This window comes from Gordonia sp. AC31, assembly GCF_031844505.1.
Taxonomy (GTDB): Bacteria; Actinomycetota; Actinomycetes; order Mycobacteriales; family Mycobacteriaceae; genus Gordonia; species Gordonia hongkongensis.
Genome location: NZ_JAUZVK010000007.1, coordinates 16,353 through 41,234, shown reverse-complemented (window position 1 = coordinate 41,234; position 24,882 = coordinate 16,353). Strand labels below are relative to the sequence as shown.

Here is a 24,882-nt window from a genome sequence, read left to right as displayed (position 1 = left end):
ACCAGTCACTCGCGTAACGGTACGAGAGATGCACAACGACCCCGCACCCGTCCGATCCCAGATCAGTAACGGGTGCGGGGCCGGGCAGCGGCGACGCTCAGCGCTTCAGGCCGGCCACCTTCAGCAACTCAGGGCGGCGCAGGACCAGCCCGATCCACATCAGCACGCCGGTGTAGACCGCGAACAAGACCGTGTCGAACAGCGGTGCCTCGATTCGCATGTTGGCGGTGACCGCGCCTCCGAGGTAAGCCGTGATCCCCAGGGCGCCGAGGACTGCGGTGCGCGGGATTGCGAACACGACGAGACAGACCAGCAGGACGATACCCATGACAAGCGCCTGGTCGATCGGGAAACCGAGTTTCGCCATGGAATCGACCACCTCCTGCGGACGCGTCAGCTTGATCACGATGTCGAAGACCAAGAAGGCGCCGATCAGCACACTGATGACGATTCCCGTTGTGCGACGCCAGTTCCTGCGGACGGGTTGCGGATCGGCGGCGGCCGTGGCCGCCGGGTCGGCGGTGCCTGCGGTGACGGTGTTGCGGCTCATGATGTTCTCCTGGCGAGTGATGCGAGTGTGTTGTGCAGGGATAGACACCCGTACTCGCCAGAACTCATCGCCGAACCGGCCCGGAGCCGTCTATCTCGACGACGATCGACGACTACGCCGCCGACCTGGCTGGGTCGGCGCGATAGGACCTGCTTTCCTTCCACTCCCAGACGGCGTAGAGCACCTCGGTGGTGTAACCGAGGTCCATCCGACCCCCACCGATCGGGACCGTCGCGTCGATACCTATCGCAGGGTTCGGTTGCCACCCACTCGGTTTCGACGTCAGCGGCGCCACCTCGATCTCGGCGCCGTCCGGGCGTTGAAACGTGAACCGCTGCAACCCATGCGCGATGATCGCAAACTCGCCCCGATGCAACGCCCGATGACACGACCCACACAACAAGATCAGATTGTCCGGATCCGTCCGCCCACCCGCCGACCAGAACACCACATGATGGGCATGCAGATGACGCGTCCGCCCACACCCCGGCACCTGACAACACCGATCCCGCACGAACAACGCCCGCACCAACGCCTTGTTCGGCGCCCGCTTCCGACGCCCCACCCCCAACAACGCCAACTTCCCCGGCCGCCCGGGAACCCTACGGCTCACCACCTCCCGAGTCGACGCACCACACCGTGCTTCGGCCACCTCAGCCTCCGACAACGCCGGACCATCATCGAGATGAGCCGACTCCACCCCCTCACCGGCATGAATCAGGATCTCCGCACCTGGCGCAAGATCGGGCATCGCGATCCCGTCATGCACCATGTCGGCCATCGCCACCACCGCCGGCGCCACATTCGACGGCACCTGCCGCCACAGATCCCGACGCCGAGACGGAACCACCTCCGAATCCTCAGGTGCCGAACCGGCTTCAGTGTTCCGCGGAACACTCTCCACAGTGGGCAGATCCGGGTCATCGCAGGTCCGGGTGCGTTCATACTCCGCCCGCACCGACCCAGCAAGGAACCGCGCACCATCCAACGGACTCAACCGCAACGACACCGACAACGACCCGTCATCGTTCCACTTCCACCGACCGGTCGACTCCACCGGCGGCCGGCTTTCCTCCTCGACGCCACGGTCGCGATCGATCTGGCCCATCGCCCGCACCGCCCGATCCAACTGACTCGCCGTCGCCGACAACGCCAGATTCACCAACTCCGCCTCACGCTCCGGTGTAGCCACCCGTGTCAACGCGCGGACCTTCGAATACGACAACCGACCCTCGCGAAACGCCGTGCGGATCACCGGCAATTCTCGTATCGCCTTGGCGACCCTCAACTGCTCATGCGCCGTTCGCGGTGCAATGCCGGCCTTCCACGACAACCAGTGCGCTAGCGAATGAATCCCCGGCCCCCGCCACGACTCCCGCTCATCCAGTTCCGCCACCAGGTCAAGGAAGTTCGCTGTCAGCGCCGTGATCTGAGCGGCGTAACCCAGCACCCGCGCCTCGAGCACCTCATCCGACAATAAGACCGGATCCGCATCATCGAACATCGACGACGCATCTCCACCGGAACGAAAAGCACTGACCCCCAACGCAACCCCCTGAACCGAGCGAGAAGTACAGGAACAAGGTATCGCCCGGCACCGACAGTCTTTCGGGGCTCAACCCGAGGTCACGAGTGTTCCGCGGAACACTCTCGAGTTGCCCGTTGACCGCGCCGCCTGCCGTCGCGCCCAGCACCTACCCGCCCCCGTTTCGGACCACCGATCACTAACGCGCGACGAGCCTCACGAGCGGATACTCGCGTGACGACTTCTTCTGGTACTTGGCGTATCGGGGTTGCGCCTCGACAACCCGCTTCCACGCCGTGCTGCGTTCGTCCGCGCCGAGGACGACCGGCGTCACCGGCACCGGGGCCTCCCCGTGTCGCTCGACCGACACGCCATCGGGATGGGCGGTCAGGTTGGCGAACCAGTCCGGATTCCGCTTGCCGCCGCCCGATGCGACGACCAGCCAGTCGTCGCCGTCGGGGAACCAGCTGAGTGGTGTCTCGCGCGCGAGACCTGAGCGTCGACCGGTCGTGCGCAGGATGAGCATCTCCATCCCCCACATCGATTCGGACTTCTTGCGGATGCGGGCGACGGTGCGCTCGTTGGTCCTTCGCTGGTACCAGAGCGACAGGGACCGAAGTGACAGAGACATGCTTTCCTCCGTTGAGATCAGGCGATGCACCGACAGTACGGTGATGGCGCAGCCGGCGGCTTCTCGATTCCTGACCGGTCCTCATCTCGACGAGAGTCACCGGATGAGTCCGGCAGCTACTCCTTCCAGGATCTGTTCGAGAATCGACTCCGAGGTGGCGAAGTTGATCCGCACATACTCCGCACTCGATTCACCGAATCCGCGGCCGCCGTCGACGAGAACGCGACCGCGGCGACGGATCGTGTCCACCGGATCGTCGAGCCCATACGCCGAAACGTCCACCCAGCTCAGGTATGTGGCTTCGGGAAGGTGATGCACGGCCTCGGGAACTTCGCCGACAAGAAATTCGTGTACCCGCCTCCGGTTACGATCCAGCACACGGATGAGGTCGGAGTGCCAGTCCGATGCCTTCTCCCACGCCGCGACATGCCCGACCACCCCCGGCACCGACACCGTCCCGTAGAGATCCGGCGGCTCCGCATCGCGGCGGCCTAAGAGCTCCGACGACCCGTAGTGGACGACTGCGCAGCGCAACCCGGCCAGATTGAATGCCTTGCCCGCCGAGGTGATCGTCACCGTTCGTGCCGCCACCTCATCGCCGAGCGATCCGAAGGGAATGTGGCCGTGCGGGTGATACACGAGGTCTGCGTGGATCTCGTCACTGATGACCAGGAGGTCGAACCTCTCCGCCAGCTCCGCGATTCGGGTCAGTTCCGCCCGGGAGTGCACCCGACCGGTGGGGTTGTGCGGATTCACGAGAACGAGCGCCTTCGGCCGTCGACGCTCGAGCGCCCGCTCGAACTCGTCGAAGTCCAGACACCATCCCGACGACGTTCGGCGAAAAGGCACGTCGACAGTCTGCAGTCCCATCCTCGCCAGCGTCGCGAGGAAGGGAGGATAGTTCGGAGTCTGGATCGCCACCGCGTCGCCCGGACCGGTACTCAGCCTGAGGAGCAACTGCAATGCCTGGATGAGGTCGGTCTGCTCGCGCACCCGCGCGGGGTCGACGACCCATCCGTATCGGTCGGCCATTCGCCGGGCGAACGCTTTACGGAGTGGTGTCCCACCCAGCCAGTCGGGGTATCCGAGATCCCCCTTCTCGATCGACTCGACGAGCGCGTCGCGAATCGGCGGTGCGATGGGGAAGTCCATGTCGGCGACCCATGCCGGAATAGTCCCGTCGGCGCGCGCACGAGACCATTTGACGCCCGGCCGCCGGCTGAGTCGAGTGACTTCGAGGTCATCGAAACCTGGATGCGCCGAACGAGTCCGGCTGCTCATGGGCATGGCCGATCACCGCCGTCCTGCGGCCGGGGCCGTCAGCGCGTCGCGAGACAGTTCGATCTGCCCGTGATGCTGAGCGAGTTCCTCCAGCACGTGCAGCAGCACACCGATCGGCGACAGTGGACGAGCCGGACCCTCGTAGTCGCTCGGCGGGGTGTTCCGCAGCGGCGCATCAGGATCGAAGCCTGCAAGGTCACCGTTCAGTCGGTCCTCCAGTGCGGCGATCCGCCGTCGGAGGTCGTCGATCGATCCGCTTGCCGTGAACTCGGCCGTTCGGTTGCGATCACTGGGTCGGCCGGCGATGAGGTGCCCGATCCAGTACTCGGCGACCTCGGTGCAGTGGAATGCGATGGCCCACGGCGGGTTCGCCCCGGAGAGGGGCGGTGCCTGATTGGCCTGGTCGTCGCCGATCTCGCCGAGCGCGTCGAGCATCCCCGCGAAGGCGCGATGCACGAAGTACAGGTATTCCTCGGTGTTCATCTGATGACTTTCTGTGGTTCGTGTGGTGAGGATCAGTCGATCTGCTCGAGTACGGCGTTCTTCGTCTCGGGCAGCATGGTCAGGACGACGCCCGCGCCGATGGCGAAAAGCACCGCACTGGTCGTGAATACGAGTCCGGTTCCGCCGAAGCCGAGCAGTGCCGGGACGGCGAGCGGACCGAACACGGAGCCGAGGCGACCCATTGCCGTGGCTGATCCGACGCCGGTGCCTCGGCTGTTGGTGGCGAACAGCTCCGGCGTGTAGGCGAAAATGGAGGAGAACATGCCGAAGAAGAAGAACTGCAGGAAGGAGCCGGCAACGATGAGCTCGACGGTGCCCGAGCTCTGGCCGTAGAAGAAGGCGGCGATTCCAGAACCTACGGTGTATCCCGCCAGGCAGTATCGACGCCCGAGACGCTCGATGAGATAGGCGGCGGACAGGAACCCGGGAATCCCCCAGAGCGCCATGGCCAGAACGAATCCGATGCTCTTCGCGACATCCAGACCGCTGTCGGTGAGGAGCTTACCGATCCACGTGGTCAACCCGTAGTAACCGGTCATCAGGCAGAACCACACCGCCCACACGGTCAAGGTGCGTGCTCGGTTGCGGACGTCGAGAAGCGCTCGCAACCCGCCACGCGCCGTGCCGGGTCCGGCGTCCGGAATCGGCGTGTAGTCGGGAAGTGGTTCGGCCGTGGCCTTCTGCACCCGCTGCTCGAAGGCGCTGAGCGTTCGTTCGGCGTCCGCCTCATGACCCCTGGCGATCTGCCACCGCGGTGACTCAGGCAAGTTCCTGCGGACGATCAACGCGATCACGGCGAGCCCGGCCTGCATGAGAAAGAAGCCCCGCCAACCGAATTGCGAGGCGACCAGGAGATAGGAGAGCGCGCCGGCAGAGATGAATCCGAGCGGCCACGCCCCCTCCAGCAGGGCCGCATACCGGCCGCGTTTCGACGACGGCATGAACTCGGCGAGAATTGCTGCAGCGACCGGGAATTCAGCACCCATACCGATTCCCAACACGAACCGGAAGGCCAGCATCGATTCGTACGACCAAGCGAAGGAGAGGCCGACGCTGGCGAGCCCCCAGATCACGATGCTGCACTTGAAGACACGCAGGCGACCGAACCGGTCGGCCAGCGCTCCTGCGCCGATGGCACCGAAGAACATCCCGGCGAAACTCGCACTCCCCAGTACGCCGGTCTGCGCCGGGCTGAGATCGAAGTGGTCGCTGATGGGTGAGAGCAAGAAGGTCATCGCCCCCAGGTCGATGGAATCAAAGAACCACGCAGTTGCGATGACCAGGAACAGGTTTCGCTGCACGGGCGACCAGGGCAGTCGCTCCAGACGACCGGCGACTTCGGCTGGGGTGAGGGTCGTGGGCGCGGTCGTCGAGGCCGCGAGTGGTGGTTTCGTCAATGGAGTTCGATCTCTCTCGACAGAAGGAGACGGCGCAGCGGCGCACCGTAGATGACTTCCCGGGACTCCGTCACCGGCTTAACCGGTTACGGATTGCACCGAGTGTGTACCTTCGATTCGTCACCTGTCAAGGGGGTTACTCAAATTCGGATACGCGGCACTACCAGGTATTTCCGTCGTTTCAGAGCCGTCATGACGCCGTAACACGGCTGCGCGGCCACCCGCGCCCGACGACCGTCCGGGCGCAGGATCGTGCGGACCCGGCACCGGCGATGATCGACCGAGTAACGGGAGAACTTCCTCGCGGAGAGGATTCAGGTGGAGAGTTCCTTGTGGCGGCGTCGATAATCCGCCGCCTTCTTGCGATTGCCGCATTCAGCCATGCCACACCACCGCCGTGAGCCGCCGCGCGACACGTCCACGAACAACCGGGTGCAGTCAGGGTTCGAGCACTCGCGCATCTTGGCGAGGTCGGCGGACGCGAGCAACTCGATGGCGTCCCGCGCGAGCAGACTCAATCCATTACGAGTCGTCCCTGTCACTTTCGCCATTCCGTCGATGTCCAGCGTGACAGTGGGCAGAGGCGTGGCGGCAGCAGAATTGAGCACGGCAGCGGACTCGGGATCGAAGTTCCTCCTGCCGACGGACGTGTCGTCGCCGGAGCCGAGGCAACCGACCACCACGTCGTAGATCGCCTCACGAACCCGTCGGGCGTACTCGATGTCCACGGTGTCCGGATCGTCCACCAGGTCGAAGAGTCCCGCTTCGGAGAACCACCGGGACAGGTCACCGGAGTCGCCGAGGAGTTCGGTACGTATGGTTCGACGCCACAGCATCGTACCCGCGAAATCGAGGCTCGACCGCCCGCTGACGAACACAAAACCCGACACATAACCATCTTGACAGGTGACGGTGCTCGATTCAACGTATCGAGGTGTTTCCCCGCCGAGAAACAGCCGAGGCCCCGGCAACCAGAACGGTTGCCGGGGCCTCGGTTGGTCACGAAAACGCTAGAGCGCCTTGAGTTCCTCGATGACGCTGTCGACGCTCTTCTTGGCGTCGCCGAAGAGCATGCTGGTGCCGTCGGCGAAGAACAGCGGGTTCTCGATACCGGCGTAACCCGAACTCATCGACCGCTTGAGCACGATGGTCGATCGCGCCTCGTCGACGTTGAGGATCGGCATGCCGTGGATCGGGCTACTCGGATCATTGCGCGCCGCGGGGTTGGTGACGTCGTTGGCGCCGATGACGATGGCGACGTCGGTCCGGCTGAACTCGCCGTTGATGTCGTCCATCTCCTTCATCGAGTCGTACTCGACGTCGGCCTCGGCCAGCAGCACGTTCATGTGCCCGGGCATGCGACCGGCGACCGGGTGGATCGCGTACTTGACCTCGACACCCTTGGCCTCCAACAGCTTCGCCATCTCCTTGACCGCATGCTGGGCCTGCGCCACGGCCAGACCGTAACCGGGGACGACGATGACCTGGTTGGCATATGCCATCTGGATCGCGGCGTCGGCAGCCGAGGTCGCCTTGACGGTGCCGCCGGCCGCACCCGGACCGCCCGCGGCAGCAGCATCGCCACCACCGAACGAACCGAACACGATCGCGGGGATCGACCGGTTCATCGCCTTGGCCATGAGGTTGGTCAGGATCGAACCCGACGCGCCGACGATCATCCCGGCCACGATCAGCGCCGTGTTGTCCAGCGCGATACCCGCGGCCGCAGCCGACAGACCGGTCATCGCATTGAGCAGCGAGATGACGACCGGCATGTCCGCACCACCGATGGGGAACACCACGAACAGACCCATCACGCCCGCGGCGACCAGGACTCCGACCATCCACCAGACGCTCGCGCCACCACCGTTGGAGGCGTTGACACCGAGATAGATCGCCAGCCCCAGCGCCACGATCAGCAGCACGATGTTGGCGGCCTGGAACAGCTTCGCGTTGGAGACGAAGGTCTTCTCCAGCCCCTTGGGCATGATCTCCTGCAGCTTCGCGAACGCCACCAGCGAACCCCAGAACGAGACCGACCCGATGATTGCGGCGATCAGCGAACCGATCACCAGCGGCGACGCCGGTTCGACGTTGTGGAACGACGAGAACCCGGAGGTCTCGATGAACTCGGCCCACGCGATGAGCGCGACGGTGCCGCCGCCGACGCCGTTGAACAGCGCCACCAGCTGCGGCATGGCCGTCATCTTGGTCTTGAGTGCGGGCGGAATTCCCAGCGCCACACCGAGAATCAGACCGACGGCGATGAGCACCCAGTTGATCGTCGGTACGCCCTCGGTCGAGTGCCCGTCGGAGCCGACAGCTCCTTCGTTCCACACGTAAAGCAACGTTGCGGCGACGGCCAGACCCATACCGACCGCGGCGATCCAGTTGCCACGCACCGCGGTCTTCGGTCCGGTCAGACCCATCAGACCGTAGATGAACAGGGAGAACGAGACGATGTAGAGCGCGGTCACCAGGTAGCCGACGCCCTCACTCGGGGTATGCGCACCCGCCGCGAGTACCAGCTGTGACACAGAAGTCTCTGGGGAGCCGTTCACTTGGCCACCTCTTTCTTACCCTTGAACATGCCCAGCATCCGGTCGGTGACCGCGAAGCCACCGATGACGTTGAGCGTGCCGAACACCAGCGCGACGAACGCGATGATGCGCACACCCCACCCGGCGTCGGCGGGCAACTTGCCCAGCACGACCAGTGCACCGAGCACGACGATGCCGTGAATGGCGTTGGTGCCCGACATCAACGGAGTGTGCAGGGTGTTGGGGACCTTGGAGATGACGGCGAAACCGACGAACCCGGCGAGCACCAGGATCGCGAGATTCGCGAGAAGACCGGCATACATCAGGCAGACACCTCCTGCTCGGTACGGGTGACACACGCAGCCGCGACGACCTCGTCGTCGAAATCCGGTGTGATGGAGCCGTTGTCGTCGAGCATCAGCTCGATCAGCGCCAGCAGGTTCTTCGAGTACAGCTCGCTGGCGTGCTCCGGCATCGTGGCCGGCAGGTTCAGCGGAGCGGCGATGGTGACGTCGTGTTTCACGACGGTCTGACCCGGCTCGGTCAGCTCGCAATTACCGCCGGTCTCACCGGCGAGGTCGACGACGACACTGCCCGGCTTCATACCCTCGACCGCGGCCGCGGTCACCAGACGCGGAGCCGGACGACCCGGCACCAGCGCAGTGGTGATCACCACGTCGAAACCCTTGATCGCGTCTTCGAGAGCCTGCTGCTGCTGCGCGCGCTCGTCGTCGGTGAGCTCACGGGCGTACCCGCCCTCACCGGCGGCGTCGATGCCCAGATCGAGCCACTGCGCGCCGACCGAACGGACCTGCTCGGCGACCTCGGGACGCACGTCGTAACCGGTGGTCCGCGCACCCAGACGCTTGGCCGTGGCCAAGGCCTGCAGCCCGGCCACACCGACACCCAGGACCAGCACCGTCGCCGGCTTCACCGTGCCGGCCGCCGTGGTCAGCATCGGGAAGAACCGCGTCGACACATCCGCGGCCACCACGACCGACTTGTAACCTGCGACATTCGCCTGCGAACTCAGCGCGTCCATCACCTGGGCGCGCGAGATACGCGGAATGGCTTCCACCGCGTACGCCTCCACGCCTGCTTCCCGCAACGTGGCGATCTGATTGTCGGCGTTGCGCGGCGCGAGAAAGCCGATCAGCTTCTGCCCGCTCCGCAGCTTCGCGATCTCCGCATCCGACGGCGGCGACACCCTCAGGACCACATCGGACCCATATGGATCGCCGATCGTCGCACCGGCCTCGGTGTACGCCTCGTCGGGGATCAGGGCGCCGAGACCGGCCCCCGACTCCACCACGACGGGCACACCCTTGCCCACCAGCGCGGCGACGACCTTCGGGACCAGCGCCACCCGGCGCTCTCCCTCGGCCGTCTCGCGCACGACACCCACTGTCATCTATCTCACCTGTCTGGTCCGGCGCCATCGAGCAGCGCCGCGGTTCGGCGCCAGGACTCGGCGCGTCTTGTCAACGAGGTGACCCGCTTCCAGATCGTGCAGCTCCGCCATGTGTGGGCGCAGCGGACGACCTGACGCAGGTCACGAGGTGCTCGGATGGGACAGGATGGCTGTCACCCGGCTCACATAAAGGTGCGATGAACATAACATGCGCTCTCAGCGACAGCTCAGGTGAGTCAGATACCTCACTCAACCCTTGACGCTGCGGTTTTCGCTATTTCTGGACAGGTGTCTGTACAGATGTCGTCCCGCTGGCCTGCCGAGTCTTTCCGGGCTTGGGCTCCGCGTCGCCCTAGACGATGGTGTAGGTGCGGTCGTCGAGTCCGCTCGCGCCGTCGGGTGCCGGTGCCTGATAGCGCTCGATCTGCGGCTTGCCCTGCTTGTCGATCGCCCGGCACTCGAGGGTGTGGTTGCCCTTGGTCGCCTGCCAGGCGAACCGCCACTGCCGCCACGTGTCGATGCTGTACTCCGTCGTCAGCTCCGCGGGTTGCCATGGCCCCTGGTCGACGCGCACCTCGACGCGCTCGACGCCCGTGTGCTGGGCCCATGCGGTGCCGGCCACGACGACCTCCCCGGCCGGATGCTCGGTGCCATCGGCCGGACGGTCGAAGCGCGACGCCATCTTGATCGGGCCGAGCGCCGACCACCCGCGTGTCGTCCAGTAGGCCTTGGCCTCGGAGAACCGCGTGATCTCCCAGTCGATGACCCATTTGGTCGCCGAGACGTACCCGTACAGCCCCGGCACCACCTGCCGGACCGGGTATCCGTGCTCGAGGGGAAGCGGCGAGCCGTTCATCCCGACGGCGAGAAGCGCGTCGCGCCCATCGGTCACCGCCGAAATCGGTGTGCCGCAGGTCCATCCGTCCACACTCGTGGACAGCAACATGTCCGACCCGGGCCTGACCCCGGCAAGATCGAGGACCTCGCGCATCGGCACCCCCAGCCACTTGGCGTTGCCGACGAGGTCGCCACCGACCTCGTTCGACACGCAGGCGAGCGTCACGATCCGCTCGGTCATCGGCATGGCGAGCAGGTCGTCCCAGGACAGGGTCACCTCGCGGTCGACGTCCCCGTGAATCCGCAGTCGCCACTCGTCGGTCGTGAGCGTCGGAACCTGCAACGCGGTGTCGATGCGGTAGAAGTCGGCGTTGCTGGTCATGAAAGGGGTTGCACCCGAGAGCTCGAGCTGCGCACCGGCCGGGATCGGCGGCGCCTGGCTCGCCGCACGCGGCAACAGCACTCGGGCGCGGTCGGCGACGACGCCCGCAGTGTCGGCGAGCACTCGCCGGGCCACGACACCGACGACGACCGCGGCGGCCGCGATACCGCCGGCGGTGAGCACGAAGCGGCGCGAGAAACCCGACCGCACAGCCGATGTGGGCTCGTCGCCCGCGGCGTCGGGATCCGCCTCGGGGGACTCCGCCCCCTTGGGACGTAGCTGCGCGATGAGGACGCGCAGCACAACGATCCCGACGACGCCGGCGATGATCGACGGCAGTGCGTGCGTCCAACCGGCATCGGGACGGTTGAGTGCGGCCAGCATCCCGACCAACCCGAAGGCTCCGATGATCACCGAGCCGAGCGGAGGTCGTCGTCGTTCGAGGTATCCGCACGCCGCCGCGAGCACCGCGATGATGATGCCCATCCCGATGAACAAGGCGAGCTTGTCGGCAACGCCGAACGTCTCGATGGCCCACTTGCGTACGGCCTCGGGCGAATGGTCGACGACCGACGAGCCGACTGCGAAGTACGGGGAGGCGTCGGGCGAGATCGGGACGGCGGCCAGTTCGCCCGCGGCGAGGGCCGCGCCGACGGCGACCACGCCGGCCAGCGCGGGAGCCGGCGAGGATGCGTGACGCGTGGTGATCGAGGCCATATCCCTTGGTACCGGAGAACCCTGTGAATATGCCGTGCGCCGGATGGTCCGAGACCGTGCGGTGACCACCGACGGCACCCCGTCGACGAATCGTTATCAAGACTAGAACAGGTTCTAGTTTGTCCGCTAATCTGAGCGGTATGGCTACCAGCACCGAGATCCCCGAGACCGTCGCACTTGATTCGGTGAGTGAGTTCTCCGACGAGGTCGACGTCGTCGTGATCGGATTCGGCATCGCCGGCGGATGCGCCGCCGCCGAGGCCGCTGCCAACGGCGCGCGTGTGCTGTTGCTCGAGCGCGCCGCCGCGCCCGGCGGCACCACCTCGCTCTCCGGTGGATTCTTCTACCTCGGCGGCGGGACCGCAGTACAGCAGGCCACGGGCCAGGACGACTCCGTCGAAGAGATGGAGAAGTACCTCACCGCCGTGTCGATCGAACCCGAGGCCGACAAGATCCACGCCTACTGCGTCGACAGCGTCGACCACTTCAACTGGCTCGAAGGACTCGGCTTCACCTTCGAGCGCAGCTTCTATCCGGAGAAGGCCGTGATCCAGCCCGGTACCGAGGGACTGATGTTCACCGGCAACGAGAAGGTCTGGCCGTTCAAGAACCAGGCCGTCCCCGCGCCACGCGGGCACAAGGTCCCGGTACCCGGGGAGACCGGGGGCGCGAAGCTGGTCATCGATCTGCTCGTCACCCGTCTCAACGAGCTGGGTGCCGAGGTCCGGTATGAGACCGGCGCCCGCCAGTTGGTCGTCGACGAGCAGGGTGCGGTCGTCGGCGTGACGTGGAAGACGCCCGACGCCGAGGGCGTCATCCGCGCGGACTCGGTGATCATCGCCGCCGGCGGTTTCGTGATGAACCCCGACATGGTCGCCGAACACACCCCGCATCTCGCCGAGAAGCCGTTCGTGCTCGGCAACACCTACGACGACGGCCTCGGCCTGCGCATGGGCCGATCGGTCGGCGCCGCACTGAAATACATGGACAAGGCGTTCATCACCGCGCCGATCTACCCGCCCGCAAGCATGGTCATGGGCGTCATCGTGAACAAATTCGGCGAGCGGTTCGTCACCGAGGACTCCTACCATGCGCGGACATCGGGATTCGTTCTCGAGCAACCTGATTCGGTGGCTTACCTCATCGTCAACGAGTCGCACATGAACGAGAAGCAGAACTACCTGGTCCCGTTGATCGACGGCTGGGAGACCATCGAGGAGATGGAGCGGGACCTCGGCATCCCCGAGGGCAAGCTGCAGGCGACCATGGCCCGCTACAACGAGAACGCAGCGAAGAAGGAAGACCCCGACTTCCACAAGGCACCCGAGTTCCTCGAGCCCCAGGACACCGGACCGTGGGCGGCATACGACCTGTCGCTCGGCAAGGCCATGTACGCCGGGTTCACCATGGGCGGTATGGCGACGTCGTTGGACGGCGAGGTGCTCGACGAGTCGGGCACCGTCATCCGCGGGCTCTACGCCGCCGGGGCCAGTGCCACCAACATCGCGCAGGACTGCAAGGGATACTGCAGCGGAACGCAATTGGGCGAGGGCTCCTACTTCGGCCGGCGCGCCGGGCGGCACGCGGCCGCACGGGTCGCCACCAGCGCCTGACGGTCGGGCACCCGATCGAAAACCGCCCGCCGGCGAACCATAGACGACGAGGAGTCGTCGGCGTAGCCGGCGAGGGCGGTTTCCTATCAGCGCCGCGGCGTGAACCCGCGGAGTCGCAGGCTGTTGCCGACGACGAACACCGACGAGAGCGCCATGGCCGCGCCGGCGATCATGGGATTCAGCATCCCGGCGGCGGCGAGAGGAATGGCCGCGACGTTGTACCCGAAGGCCCAGAACAGGTTTCCCTTGATGGTGCCGAGGGTTCGACGCGCCAGAGCAATGGCATCGGCCACCGCGCGCAGGTCACCGCTCACGATCGTCAGATCGCTGGCGGCCATCGCGACGTCGGTGCCGGTACCCATCGCGAGGCCGAGATCCGCCTGCGCAAGCGCCGCGGCGTCGTTGATCCCGTCCCCGACCATCGCCACCACGTGGCCCTGCTCCTGCAGTTCGGCGATCACCTCGAGCTTCCGCTTCGGACTGACCCCGGCGGTGACGTCGTCGATTCCGACACTCGAGGCCACGGCCCGGGCGGCGCCCTCATTGTCGCCGGTGAGCAACATCGGAATCAGACCCAGTCGCCGGAACTCGGCGATCGCCGCGGCCGACGAGGGTTTGACCCGGTCCGCCACCACGAGAACCGCGACGGGAACAGGTTGTCGGGCAGGCTCTTCGGAGGAATCCTCGGCGATCAGGACGACGACCGCGGTTGCGCCGTCGGATTCCGCGACGACCACCGCATCGTCGAGCGGCGGTGGCAGGGACGCGTCGATCGTGTTCGGCGACACCACTGTCACGAACCGGTCGCCGACGATCCCGGCGACACCGGCGCCCTGCGTGGACACGAAATCACGGACGCGGGAGTCGATGTGGTCGCGTCCCGCGTCGACGATGGCCGCCGCGATCGGGTGTTCCGATCCCGACTCCACCGATGCCGCCCAGCCCAGGACCTGTTCGCGCGCATAGCCGTCGGCCACGGTGATCCCGGACAGCGACATCTCACCCGTCGTCACGGTGCCGGTCTTGTCCAGCACGATCGTGTCGACGCGTCGCGTCGATTCCAACACCTCCGGGCCCTTCAGCAGGATGCCCAGCTGTGCCCCTCGCCCGGTACCGACCATCAGGGCCGTCGGAGTGGCGAGTCCGAGCGCGCACGGGCACGCGATGATGAGGACCGCGACGGCGGCGGTGAACGCGAAGGTCACATCGCCACCGGCGAAGTCGGTCGTGGACGCCACGCCGAGCCAGAAGCCCAGGGTCGCAAGCGAGATCGCGATCACGATCGGGACGAACACCGACGAGATCCGGTCGGCCAGTCGCTGGACGTCGGCCTTGCCCTCTTGCGCCGCCGTCACCATGCGGGCCATCTGGGCGAGCGCGGTGTCGGAACCGACAGCGGTCGCACGCACGACGAGCAGACCGCTGGTGTTGACGGTCGCGCCGACCACCGAGTCGCCGGAGGTGACCTCGACCGGTACGGATTCGCCGGACACCATCGACGCGTCGACCGCCGACGCACCGTCGACGACGACTCCGTCGGTGGCGATCTTCTCACCGGGCCGGACCACGAACTCGTCGCCGACCGCCAACTGCGCGATGGGGATTCGGGACTCGGCACCGTCGGACCGTCGGACGACGACGTCCTTGGCCCCGAGGTCCATCAGCGCGGCGAGTGCGTCACCGGCCCGCCGCTTGGCGCGCTTCTCGAAATAGCGGCCGGCCAGTAGGAAGGTCGTGACGCCGGCCGCGGCCTCGAGGTAGATGTGCGACGATCCGTCGGTCCGCTGGGGCAGCAGGTCGAATCCGTGGGTGAGCCCGGGCGTGCCCGCGGTGCCGAGGAACAGCGCGTACAGCGACCATCCGAACGCCGCGAGGGTGCCGACGGACACGAGGGTGTCCATCGTCGTGGCGCCGTGGCGCAGGTTGATCCACGCTGCGCGGTGGAACGGGTAGGCCCCCCACACGACGACCGGCGCGGCGAGCGTCAGGGACAACCACTGCCAGTACGTGAACTGGAGCGCCGGGATCATCGCGAGCGCGATCACCGGCACCGAGAGGATCGCGGAGACGATCAGGCGCTGCCGGAGACCGTCCAATTCGGGATCGCCGGACCCCGCTCCCGGGTGTTCCGGAGCGTAGGCCGACGAATCGGGCACGATCGGCGATGCGTCGTAGCCGGCCGCGCGGACCACCTCGACGAGGTCGCCGGGCGCCAGACCCGCAGGTACCTCGACGTGGGCACGTTCGGTCGCGTAGTTCACCGACGCGGTCACACCGTCGATCTTGTTGAGCTTGCGCTCGATGCGGTTGGCGCAGGACGCGCAGGTCATGCCGGTGATGTCGAGGTCGACCAGTTGTCCGGTACTCGCGGTCATGGGTGACCACCTTCATGCGGGTCGGATGTCGGTTCGCCGGTGACGACGCCGTGTGACGGTGCGTGGTGAGTCACCGGCTCCACGTCGGGGCCCCACGCACGCCCGACGCCGAACGCGATCACGAAGACCGCGATCAGCGCGACGACGTAGGCCAGGGGCCCGGTGGCAACGGATCTCATGGTCAAACCAGTGCGTAGCCGGCTTCGGTGACGGCGGCCGCGACCTCGTCTCGACCGAGTTCACGGTCGGCCGCGACCCGCACCGAGCCGTCGTCGACGGTGACCTCGACACTGGTCACGCCCGGCAGCGCCTCGATCTCCTCGCGAACGGACGCGGCACAGTGGCCGCAGGTCATGCCGGTGACGGTGTAGGTGCTGGTGGTGCTCATGCGGATACTCCTCGGATCGTCGAAGTCAACGGGGATGGATCAGGAAGGACGGTCAGGACTTGACCAGGCGGGTGATCGCGGCCATGGCCTCGTCGACCTTGGCCTTGCCGGCCTCGTCGCTCTCCTGCGCGGCATGCACGACGCAGTGAGCCATGTGCTCTTCGAGGAGCCCGAGGCTGACCGCTTGCAGCGCCTTGGTCATCGCCGACACCTGCGTCAGGATGTCGATGCAGTAGGTGTCTTCCTCCACCATCCGCTGCAGACCGCGCGCCTGACCTTCGATGCGCTTCAGGCGGCGCAGATAGTCATCCTTCCGGCCGATGTAGCCGTGCTGGTGCTCGTCCATGATTCTCCCGTCCGGATACCCCTCAAGGGTATGCCCGACCAGGTATACCACCGCCGAACCCGAAACGGTACCCCCCTACCGTATGCGGAACGAACCCGTTGTGCTCGGAGCAGCCCAACTACTGCTCTCTGAGAACCAGCGGTCTCGTGGCTTTTCGGATACCCCTACGAGCGGAGTGCTGCGGCCAGTTTGGCCAGGGCGGCGGCGACCTCGTCGAGTGCGTCCCCGATGGCGGCAACACGCGCCGCGTCGAATCCCGGAGCGGTGGGGTCGGGCACGGGCACGGCCGGGACGTTCCGCGGCGCGATGCCCGTCGTCTCCGAATCGGGGACACGGACGGACGGGCCGATGCCGGCCTGTCCGTCGAACGATCTGCCGGGGTCCGGCGCCGGCGAGTAGGCGACGTCGTAGCCGTCGGTCCGGTGGCGTCGGCCGTGGTAGTCCTCGGCGGCCAGCGGCTCGGCATTGGTCGACCGGCGTCCGCCGCGGTACTCACCCGGTTCGGGCTCGGCCGCCGGGGGTTGCGTCGGCAGGGCAGCCGGGTGCGAGTCGGGCAGGCGGTGCGAACCCATCCGTGACGAACCCATCTGCGGCGGCTGACGCAAAGGGTCGACGGCGTGATCAGGCGCGACCGTCTGCGGGTTGGAAGCGCTCGCGCCGGTCATCACCGACGGTGCGTGGCCGTTGCTGCGCGCATAGAAGTGCGGGCCGCCGTGCCCGGCGAAGAACACGCATCCGGCGCCCTCTGGGGACGGGACCGGGCACGGATTGCGTTCGATGAGCGACTGCGCGCGGTCGTCGAAGTCGTTCCATTCGAGCCACAGCCGGCGGTCGTGCCGCGGGTGGGTGCTCGCGTCGGTGGCGTGATTGCCCCGGTGGCCGATCGCCAGACGGCATTGCAGCAACCAATCGGAGTCACCCGACAGCCCCAGCGCCGCGCGTTCGGTCGGCCGGCACACCACCGTCGACCAACAGCCTTCGCCGTTCATACGGACTCCCCTTCATGCCTTGCATCGCCGCGAGATCTTCGCGCGACCACACCCGTGTGGCGCGCACGGTCGTCTTCTCGTACCCGTCGGCTTCCTGCCGCCCGGTGGCAAGCCCCCCGGCATGCGCTTCTGCGGTGGCCCTCCCCCGGTGGCCACGGTGTGGTGAAGATCCCGCGGGTCAGTGTACGAAGCGGGCCGGTCCGGTGCCACCCTCTTGGCCCCGCGCGTCCGAACCGAGGAACGCGAGGATCCTCGCGTTCACCTCGTCCGGCTGGTCGAGGTGCAGGAAATGGCCCGCCCCGGCGACGACCGCGGCCGCACTGCCCGCCGGCAACACCTCGCGGACCGCGTCCGCAAGACGCGACTGCATGCACCCGTCGTCTGCACCATGCAAATACAATGTGGGAGAACGCGATTCGCCCAGCCAGTCGTTCCGCAACGCGGCGTACCGAGGATGGGTCCGCGGCCGCCGAAGTGCGCGGTAGTACCCGAGCGCGGCTGTCCGATGGGCACGTGTGGGCAGCGCCGCGAGCGCGTGGTCGACGTCCAGTCGGTGGTCGGGCCGGACAGGGGTCGCCACCGAATCGAGCCGCCAGCGGCGCCATAGGAGCGGGATGAGGCGGTCGAGAGTCCGTTCGGGCAACCACGGCAGCTGATTGAACGCGATGTACCAGCTCATCACCGCCTGACGCGCGAGCGTCTTGACGCCGTCGACCCCACTTCCGATCGAGCGCCGGACCGCCGGAACCGGCGGGACCGACATCGAGACCACCCGCGCGTAGGGATTGTCTTCGCGGTGCGCCACCGCGTTCGCCGTCATCGCGCCCCAGTCGTGCCCGATCAGGACGGCATCGGCGCCGGCTCCGACCGCGCGATGAACCGCCAGCGCATCGTAGGCCAGCGCCGCAACGTGAAAGTCGTTGTCCTCCGGTATCTCCGACGGTGCGTAACCGCGTGTGAACGGGGCGACCACGCGGTACCCGGCACCGGCGAGTTCGGGCCCGAGATGCCGCCACGTCCATGCCGAGTCGGGAAATCCGTGCAGGCACACGGCCACCGGACCGGCCGCGGGACCCCACGCGAGCGCATGCAGGGTGATGTGTCCGAGCTCGAGGGTGATTCGTTCCGGGCCCCCGGGAACAGGGGCGCGGGAATCGGGGCCGTCGCGATCGGGGCCGCCCTGGGGCCCCGAACCGTCTGCTGAGATCTGGGTCATCGGGGTCAATCTATCTCCGACAGCACCCCGGAGGCGTCGACTTGACCGGTCCGCTCAGCCGGGCAGGCCCACGGGACGGGCCTCCCGCAGTTCGCCGTCGACGATCCGGAACACCCGCGACTCCGCCACGTCGGCGGTCAACGGGTAATCCGTGCGGACATGCGCTCCGCGGGATTCGGTACGCGCGGCAGCGGCGGCGACGACCGCGGACGCGGTGAGCGTGAGTGCCGCGTCCTCGATGTCGCGTACCGAGTCGGCCGTCCGACGCGGCGCGGCGGCGAGCGTCGCGGCGACTTCGGCGAGACCGGCAGCCGACCGTCGTAGCGCGACATGACGCGTCATCATGTTCTGGAGCTGTTCGCGGTCCAGGACGGGGACCGGCTGCTCGGCCTTCAGTTCGGCGCGTTCGGGGACCGGGATCTCGCGACGCGCGACTGCCACGGCGGCCGCGCGACGGCCCATCACCAGGCCTTCCAGCAGGCTGTTCGATGCCAGCCGATTGGCGCCGTGCAGCCCGGTCCGCGCGACTTCGCCGGCCGCGAGCAACCCGTCGACCGCGGTGCGGGACGACTCGTCGGTCACGACCCCGCCGCACAGATAGTGCGCGCCGGGGACGACCGGGATCCGTCCGGACGCGGGGTCGAGGCCGGCAGCGCGGACACCGGCGGTCACCGTCGGGAAGCGTGTCTCGAAGTCGCCGACGTCGGCGATGTCGAGATACACGCACGGGTGCCCGGTGAGCTCGATCGCGGTCTGCACCGCGTCGGCCACCACGTCGCGGGGAGCGAGATCGCCCATCGGGTGGACGCCCGCGGTGACCGACCGGCCGTCGACGTCGATGAGCCGTCCGCCCTCGCCGCGCACCGCCTCGCTGATGAGGGTCCGCCGACCCCGCGCGCCCGCGGTGTAGAGCATCGTCGGGTGGAACTGGATGAACTCGAGATCGGCCACCTGCGCCCCGGCGCGCAGTGCCAGCGCGATGCCGTCGCAGGTGGCGCCCGCCGGATTCGTGGTGGCGGCGTAGAGGTGCCCCGCCCCGCCGGTCGCGAGGAGCACGGTCGGGGCGAGGACCGACGTGGGACGGCCGTCGCGCAGGCACGCGACACCGACTGCCCGGCCGTCGTCGAGGTGGATCGCGGTGGCGATCGTGTCGTCGAGGAACCGGATCGGCGGCACGTCTCCGCCGGCGGTCTGCCGGACGGCCTCGTGCAACGCGCGCTGGATCGCGGCCCCGGTCGCGTCGCCGCCGGCGTGGATGATGCGCCGGCGGGTGTGGCCGCCCTCACGGGTGCGCAGGAGCAGGCCGTCGGCGTCCCGGTCGAATTCGGCACCCCAGCCGATCAGGGCCGACACCGAGTCCCAGCCGTCGGCGAGGATGAGGCCCGACGCCGCGGCATCGGTGAGACCGGCACCGGCGGCGACCGTGTCGGCGAGGTGTCGGTCCACGGAATCGGCGTTGTCCGAGCTTCCCGTCTCCGCGCCGGGCATCACGACCGCGACACCACCCTGCGCGTAGAACGTGGACGTGGGTTGCTCCGCATTCGTCACGTCCCAGCCCGGCCCCTTGTTGAGCACGACGACCCGGAGCCCCTCGTGGGCGGCCCACAGCGCCGCCGTCAGTCCGGCGATTCCGGCACCCACCACCACGAGGTCGGCGCGGACCGTCTCCGCGGTCCCGGTCAGTCCGCGAGTGAACCCGCTCATGTCAACCGCCTCTCGCCGCGGCTCAGGGTGCCGCCGGCCCTCCGGGCAACACCCCGGATGTGTTTTCGATTCCCAGTCGAAAACCCTACCCTGCGAGTGCGCCACCCGAAATGCTCGGCGGGCCGCCGGCTCCGATGTTTGATCGGCTCCGGCCCCGATGTTTGAGCGCCTCCGGCAAGGGCAAACCCGGTCAGCATGAAAACCCTCTGGTTCGACCCCGCAGGTGAGGCAGCCCCCGAGTACCTGCCCGATGTCCGCCCGGAGACGATGCCCATCGACGTCGTCGACAGATTCGACCAGGTCATCGTCGGAGGTGGCATGACCGGTCTGACGACCGGCCTGCTGCTGGCGCGCGCGGGCCAGTCGGTCGCGGTCCTCGAAGCCCGGCACATGGGCGCCGCGGCGACCGGCCACACCACCGGCAAGCTCTCGCTGCTCCAGGGCACTCGACTGTCGTCGATCGCGAGCCGCCACGGCCACTCGGCCGTACAGGACTACGTCGACGCCAACCGCGAGGGACAGGCCTGGTTGCGTCACTATCTCGAACACCGCGGCCTGCAGGTCGACGAACGTGCGGCCCTCACCTTCGCCGCCACCGCGTCCGGCGCGAAGTCGGTGGAGAAGGAGTTCGAAGCCTGCCGCGCGCATGACCTGCCCGTCGAACACGTCGACTGCCCCGAGCTGCCCTTCGACGTCCGCACTGCCATTCGCCTCGACGGTCAGGCCCAGATCGACCCGATGGTCGTGCTCCGTGCCCTGACCGACGACCTGCGCGCACACGGCGGCCACTTCTACGAGGGCGTCCGTGTGCAGGGCCTCCGCCACGGCTCACCGAACGTCCTCTCGACCGACGCCGGTGACGTCCGTGCCGACTCGGTGGTCATCGCCACCGGACAGCCCTTCCTCGACCGCGGCGGCTACTTCGCCCGGGTCCATCCCCAGCGGTCCTACGCCGCGGCGTTCACCGTCGACGGGGACATCCCCGGCGAGATGTACCTCGGCTCCGACAACCCGTCGGTCTCTCTGCGGACGGTCTCCCGGCCGGGCTACGACCGCGAACTGCTCATGGTCGGTGGCTTCGGACACGAGGTGGGCCGGACGAAGTCCGAGCGACAGCATGTCCTCGACCTGATCAGCTGGAGCCAGAAGCACTTCCCCTCGGCACAGATGGTCGCGCGGTGGTCGGCCCAGGACTACACGACGATCGACGAATTGCCTTATGTCGGACCGATTCTGCCGGGCGTCGACTCGGTGCAGGTGGCGACCGGCTTCGCGAAGTGGGGTCTGACCAACGGCGTCGCCGCGGCGCTCGCGATGACGGGACGCATCCTCGGTTCCGAACCACAGTGGTCGACGACCCTGCGCCCGTGGCGCACGACCGAGATCAGCCGCCCCGGCTCGCTGGCCTCGGCGGTGTCGGCCAACGCGCAGGTCGCGGGATACATGGCCGCCGGTTACCTGTCGCTGCTGAAGCCGACCGACGGCGCACCCGAGGAAGGCGATGGCAGCGTCGGGCGTTCCGGCGTGAAGCCCGAGGGCGTGTGCACCGTGCAGGGTCAGACGCGGTCCGTCGCGCCGCTGTGCACGCACCTCTACGGCGTGCTGCGATGGAACGATGCCGAACAGTCCTGGGACTGCCCGCTGCACGGTTCGCGATTCAGCCACACCGGCGAGGTCCTCGAAGGTCCGGCCACCCGGAACCTGGCCTCGCACAACGACTGAGCGGGACACAGCGGACCGTCGTCGGGCCCGACGACGGTTCGCCTTGTCAGGTCCGGACGACGGCCGGCGCCGAACCGGCAAGCGCGGCCTCGCCCAGCATGCGTCGGAACACCGGACCGGTCAGCGTCGCGATCGGGCGCTGCACCGCTCCGGCCAGGACGCGGACACCGACGTCGAGTGCTCGCGCGTCGAGGCCGACCGGAATGCGGTCCCGGCCGCTCAGGACCCCGTGCAGGATCGCCGCTGCCGCGGCATCCGGCCGCGTACCGGGCAGGCGACGGTTGAACCCCCGCGTCACGAAGTCCCGCACCCCGGGCGTCACGTACAACGCGCGGGCGGCGATCTCGGTGTGCACGACGCCGGGATGAACACTGTGCACCCGGACGTCGGACCCTTGGGCACGAAGCTGTAGCTGGATGGTCTCGGAGTAGCCGCGCGCGGCGAACTTCGAGGCGGAGTACGCGGACTGCGTGGGGCAACCGAGGAATCCGAAGGCGCTGGAGGTGTTCACGATCGACCCGCCGCCGGCCGCCTGCAGATGCGGGAGGAAGGCCACGGTGCCGTTCACGACGCCGCCGAGGTTCACGGCCATGATCCGCCGCGCGTGATCGTCGTCCTCCTCGAGAACGCCCGCCACCATCGTGATCCCGGCATTGTTGAACACCATGGCCGGCGGGCCGGACCGACCGATGACGGCGTCGGCATATGCGGTCATCGCATCGGCGTCGGACACATCGACCTCGTCGAGATGCACCCGGGCACCGTCGTCGCACAACCGCACCGTTTCCTGCGCGGCCGGAAGGTCGACATCGCTCAGGAACACCTCGACACCCGCACGATCGAATCGCCGCGCGAGTGCCCGGCCCATCCCCGCCCCGGCACCGGTGATCACCACCGGCCGCCCGGCGCAGCGACCGGACTTCAGACCAGTTCGTCACCCGTGCGGACTACCCGCTTGCCCCGGCGCTACACATCGCACAGAATCGCCGGGCACGGATGCGCCTCGTCCCGCGCGTTCACCTCCCGCGCGCATCGTCGGCGTTTACGGTCGGGGACCGCGGGTAACCCGCGCACCGGACAGCGTGGCGTACCGGCCCGGAGCACATCGGCCGGGTGAGATCGATACGGACGAGGGGAGTCGACCGTTGAGTGTGTCGGATGCAGTGGTCGTCGGGGCCGGCCACAACGGGCTCATCGCCGCGATCCGGCTCGCCGATGCGGGCTGGGATGTCACGCTCCTCGAAGCGCAGCCCGAGGTCGGCGGCGCAGTCCGGAGCGCCGAGATCACCCCCGGGTACGTCACCGACCTGTTCAGCGCCTTCTATCCGCTCGCGGTGGCGTCGCCGGTCTTCGCCGACCTCGACCTCGCCGATCACGGTCTGGAGTGGAGCCGCGCACCGCTGGCCTTCGGCCACCCCGCTGGGCCCGACGACGTCAACGCGCCGGTCGTCTTCCCCGATGCCGCCGACACCGCCGCGCACCTGGCCACCTTCGACGAGCGTGACCGGCGCGCCTGGCTCGACCTGGTCGAGCAGTGGCAGCAACTCCGGCCCGCGATCCTCGACACCCTGTTCGGTCCGTTCCCCCCGGTCCGCGCGCTGTTGTCGCTCCTCCGCTCGCTCGGCACGGCAGACGCCCTGCGCCTGGCCCGGTTCCTCATCCTGCCGGCCGATCAGATGGTGCGTGAACTGTTCCACAGCGAGAAATCCGGTCTGCTCATCATCGGCAACTCCCTGCACGCCGACATCCCGCTCCACGCACCCGGCAGCGGATTGATGGGGTACCTGCTGACCATGCTCGGCCAGGACACCGGGTATCCCGTACCCGTGGGCGGGGCGAGCGCACTGCCCGCGGCCCTTCGACGCCGCGCCGAGAGCGCCGGGGTGACCGTCGTCTGCGACACCCGCGTCACCCGGATTGACGTCCAGGGCGGGCGGGCCACCGGGGTGGTGGACAGCACCGGCCGCCGATGGCCGGCGAAGCGCGCCGTGCTCGCCGACGTGGCAGCGCCCACGCTCTACACCGAGCTGCTGTCGGCCGACGACGTGCCCGCGCGCGTCCTCGACGACCTGAGGGCCTTCGCCTGGGACACCCCGGTGGTCAAGGTGAACTACGCCCTGCGTGAGAAGATCCCTTGGCGCAGTAGCAATCTCAGCGGAGCCGGCACCATCCACCTCGGCGCCGACGCGCGCAACATCGCCTACGGGACCGCCGACATCGAAACCGGCCGTGTCCCGGAGCATCCGTTCCTGCTCTTCGGCCAGATGACCACCGCGGACCCGGGCCGGTCCCCCGCGGGCACCGAAAGCGCCTGGTCCTACAGCCATCTCCCGCGCGGAGTGACCGACGACGAGGCGGCCCAGCTGCTGGCCCGCAGGATGGACGCCGTCCTCGAAGCCCACGCGCCCGGTGTCTCCGACCTCATCGTGGGACGGCACGTCCAGACCCCACACGACCTGCAGGCCGCCGACGCCAATCTCGTCCATGGGACGGTCAACGGCGGTACGGCACAACTGTTCCAGCAGTTGATCTTCCGCCCGACGCCGAACATGGGCGGTGCGTCGACGCCGGTGGATCGCCTCTACCTGGCGGGGGCGGGAGCGCACCCCGGTGGCGGGGTCCACGGCGCCTGTGGCAACAATGCCGCGCGCGCCGCCCTCGCCTCGGACGGGTTCCGCGGATTCCCGCGAAGAGTATTCGACCGCAACATCATCCGACGACTGACCAAGACCGACAACCACCACTGAACGGAGC

General features: G+C 67.8%; 22 protein-coding genes. 3 read left to right on the top strand and 19 right to left on the bottom strand.

Translation table 11 applies throughout. The features are described from left to right. Positions 1 to 97: 97 nt before the first annotated feature. The 11 genes from Q9R39_RS10450 to Q9R39_RS10400 form a co-directional block, all read right to left on the bottom strand. A complete protein-coding gene (locus Q9R39_RS10450; RefSeq protein ID WP_311277457.1) occupies positions 98 to 550 on the bottom strand; it encodes a DoxX family protein in 453 nt (150 codons plus the stop codon). Positions 551 to 662: 112 nt separating this feature from the next. Next, a complete protein-coding gene (locus tag Q9R39_RS10445; protein WP_311277456.1) occupies positions 663 to 2,054 on the bottom strand; it encodes an HNH endonuclease in 1,392 nt (463 codons plus the stop codon). A 220-nt stretch (positions 2,055 to 2,274) separates the two neighbouring features. Continuing rightward, positions 2,275 to 2,706 carry a nitroreductase family deazaflavin-dependent oxidoreductase gene (locus tag Q9R39_RS10440; protein ID WP_311277455.1) on the bottom strand — a complete coding sequence of 144 codons (432 nt, stop codon included), beginning with the start codon at positions 2,704 to 2,706 and terminating at the stop codon, positions 2,275 to 2,277. 96 nt (positions 2,707 to 2,802) lie between these two features. Next, positions 2,803 to 3,993, bottom strand: coding sequence for an aminotransferase class I/II-fold pyridoxal phosphate-dependent enzyme (locus tag Q9R39_RS10435; protein ID WP_311277454.1), 1,191 nt, complete (start codon positions 3,991 to 3,993; stop codon positions 2,803 to 2,805). A 6-nt stretch (positions 3,994 to 3,999) separates the two neighbouring features. Beyond that, complete coding sequence (locus tag Q9R39_RS10430; RefSeq protein WP_311277453.1) at positions 4,000 to 4,470, bottom strand: DinB family protein; 471 nt, start codon at positions 4,468 to 4,470, stop codon at positions 4,000 to 4,002. Positions 4,471 to 4,502: 32 nt separating this feature from the next. Beyond that, positions 4,503 to 5,888, bottom strand: coding sequence for an MFS transporter (locus Q9R39_RS10425; RefSeq protein WP_311277452.1), 1,386 nt, complete (start codon positions 5,886 to 5,888; stop codon positions 4,503 to 4,505). 314 nt (positions 5,889 to 6,202) lie between these two features. Then, complete coding sequence (locus tag Q9R39_RS10420; RefSeq protein ID WP_058253808.1) at positions 6,203 to 6,778, bottom strand: ABATE domain-containing protein; 576 nt, start codon at positions 6,776 to 6,778, stop codon at positions 6,203 to 6,205. Positions 6,779 to 6,898: 120 nt separating this feature from the next. After that, positions 6,899 to 8,425 (bottom strand): NAD(P)(+) transhydrogenase (Re/Si-specific) subunit beta, encoded by a 1,527-nt coding sequence (locus Q9R39_RS10415; RefSeq protein WP_058253807.1) that lies wholly within the window; start codon positions 8,423 to 8,425, stop codon positions 6,899 to 6,901. 20 nt (positions 8,426 to 8,445) lie between these two features. Continuing rightward, positions 8,446 to 8,751 carry an NAD(P) transhydrogenase subunit alpha gene (locus tag Q9R39_RS10410; protein WP_058253806.1) on the bottom strand — a complete coding sequence of 102 codons (306 nt, stop codon included), beginning with the start codon at positions 8,749 to 8,751 and terminating at the stop codon, positions 8,446 to 8,448. Continuing rightward, positions 8,751 to 9,839 carry a Re/Si-specific NAD(P)(+) transhydrogenase subunit alpha gene (locus Q9R39_RS10405; RefSeq protein ID WP_058253805.1) on the bottom strand — a complete coding sequence of 363 codons (1,089 nt, stop codon included), beginning with the start codon at positions 9,837 to 9,839 and terminating at the stop codon, positions 8,751 to 8,753. The genes Q9R39_RS10410 and Q9R39_RS10405 overlap by 1 nt, the downstream gene beginning before the upstream one ends. Positions 9,840 to 10,191: 352 nt before the next feature. Continuing rightward, entirely contained in the window at positions 10,192 to 11,775 is a 1,584-nt protein-coding gene (locus tag Q9R39_RS10400; protein ID WP_078112610.1) for a molybdopterin-dependent oxidoreductase, read from the bottom strand. A gap of 140 nt (positions 11,776 to 11,915) precedes the next feature. Here Q9R39_RS10400 and Q9R39_RS10395 point away from each other — a divergent pair, with 140 nt between their 5' ends. Then, positions 11,916 to 13,388, top strand: coding sequence for an FAD-binding protein (locus tag Q9R39_RS10395; protein WP_058253803.1), 1,473 nt, complete (start codon positions 11,916 to 11,918; stop codon positions 13,386 to 13,388). 86 nt (positions 13,389 to 13,474) lie between these two features. Here the strand turns inward: Q9R39_RS10395 and Q9R39_RS10390 are convergent, their stop codons facing one another. From Q9R39_RS10390 to nadB, 7 genes are all read right to left on the bottom strand, one after another. Continuing rightward, positions 13,475 to 15,763 carry a heavy metal translocating P-type ATPase gene (locus Q9R39_RS10390; protein WP_311277451.1) on the bottom strand — a complete coding sequence of 763 codons (2,289 nt, stop codon included), beginning with the start codon at positions 15,761 to 15,763 and terminating at the stop codon, positions 13,475 to 13,477. After that, complete coding sequence (locus tag Q9R39_RS10385; RefSeq protein ID WP_311277450.1) at positions 15,760 to 15,942, bottom strand: hypothetical protein; 183 nt, start codon at positions 15,940 to 15,942, stop codon at positions 15,760 to 15,762. Before Q9R39_RS10385 ends, Q9R39_RS10390 begins: the two co-directional genes overlap by 4 nt. Before the next feature lie 2 nt (positions 15,943 to 15,944). After that, positions 15,945 to 16,151, bottom strand: a complete 207-nt coding sequence (locus Q9R39_RS10380; RefSeq protein WP_010843166.1) for a heavy-metal-associated domain-containing protein — start codon at positions 16,149 to 16,151, stop codon at positions 15,945 to 15,947. Between the two features lie 52 nt (positions 16,152 to 16,203). Further along, on the bottom strand, positions 16,204 to 16,497 hold the full coding sequence (locus tag Q9R39_RS10375) for a metal-sensitive transcriptional regulator (protein ID WP_004020389.1): 294 nt from the start codon (positions 16,495 to 16,497) through the stop codon (positions 16,204 to 16,206). 164 nt (positions 16,498 to 16,661) lie between these two features. Then, entirely contained in the window at positions 16,662 to 17,486 is an 825-nt protein-coding gene (locus Q9R39_RS10370) for a hypothetical protein (protein ID WP_311277449.1), read from the bottom strand. Positions 17,487 to 17,664: 178 nt separating this feature from the next. Further along, positions 17,665 to 18,702: an alpha/beta hydrolase gene (locus Q9R39_RS10365; RefSeq protein ID WP_311277448.1), complete on the bottom strand. Its 1,038-nt coding sequence runs from the start codon at positions 18,700 to 18,702 to the stop codon at positions 17,665 to 17,667. A gap of 54 nt (positions 18,703 to 18,756) precedes the next feature. Further along, positions 18,757 to 20,406: an L-aspartate oxidase gene (gene nadB / locus Q9R39_RS10360; RefSeq protein ID WP_311277447.1), complete on the bottom strand. Its 1,650-nt coding sequence runs from the start codon at positions 20,404 to 20,406 to the stop codon at positions 18,757 to 18,759. Between the two features lie 195 nt (positions 20,407 to 20,601). On the opposite strand from nadB, the gene Q9R39_RS10355 reads away from it, so the two are divergent. Then, positions 20,602 to 22,128 carry an FAD-dependent oxidoreductase gene (locus Q9R39_RS10355; RefSeq protein WP_078112606.1) on the top strand — a complete coding sequence of 509 codons (1,527 nt, stop codon included), beginning with the start codon at positions 20,602 to 20,604 and terminating at the stop codon, positions 22,126 to 22,128. A 46-nt stretch (positions 22,129 to 22,174) separates the two neighbouring features. On the opposite strand, the gene Q9R39_RS10350 is transcribed toward Q9R39_RS10355, so the two are convergent. Further along, positions 22,175 to 23,023, bottom strand: coding sequence for an SDR family oxidoreductase (locus tag Q9R39_RS10350; protein WP_078112605.1), 849 nt, complete (start codon positions 23,021 to 23,023; stop codon positions 22,175 to 22,177). A 250-nt stretch (positions 23,024 to 23,273) separates the two neighbouring features. Between Q9R39_RS10350 and Q9R39_RS10345 the strand changes: the two genes are divergently transcribed. After that, positions 23,274 to 24,875 (top strand): NAD(P)/FAD-dependent oxidoreductase, encoded by a 1,602-nt coding sequence (locus tag Q9R39_RS10345; RefSeq protein WP_078112604.1) that lies wholly within the window; start codon positions 23,274 to 23,276, stop codon positions 24,873 to 24,875. Positions 24,876 to 24,882 lie beyond the last annotated feature (7 nt).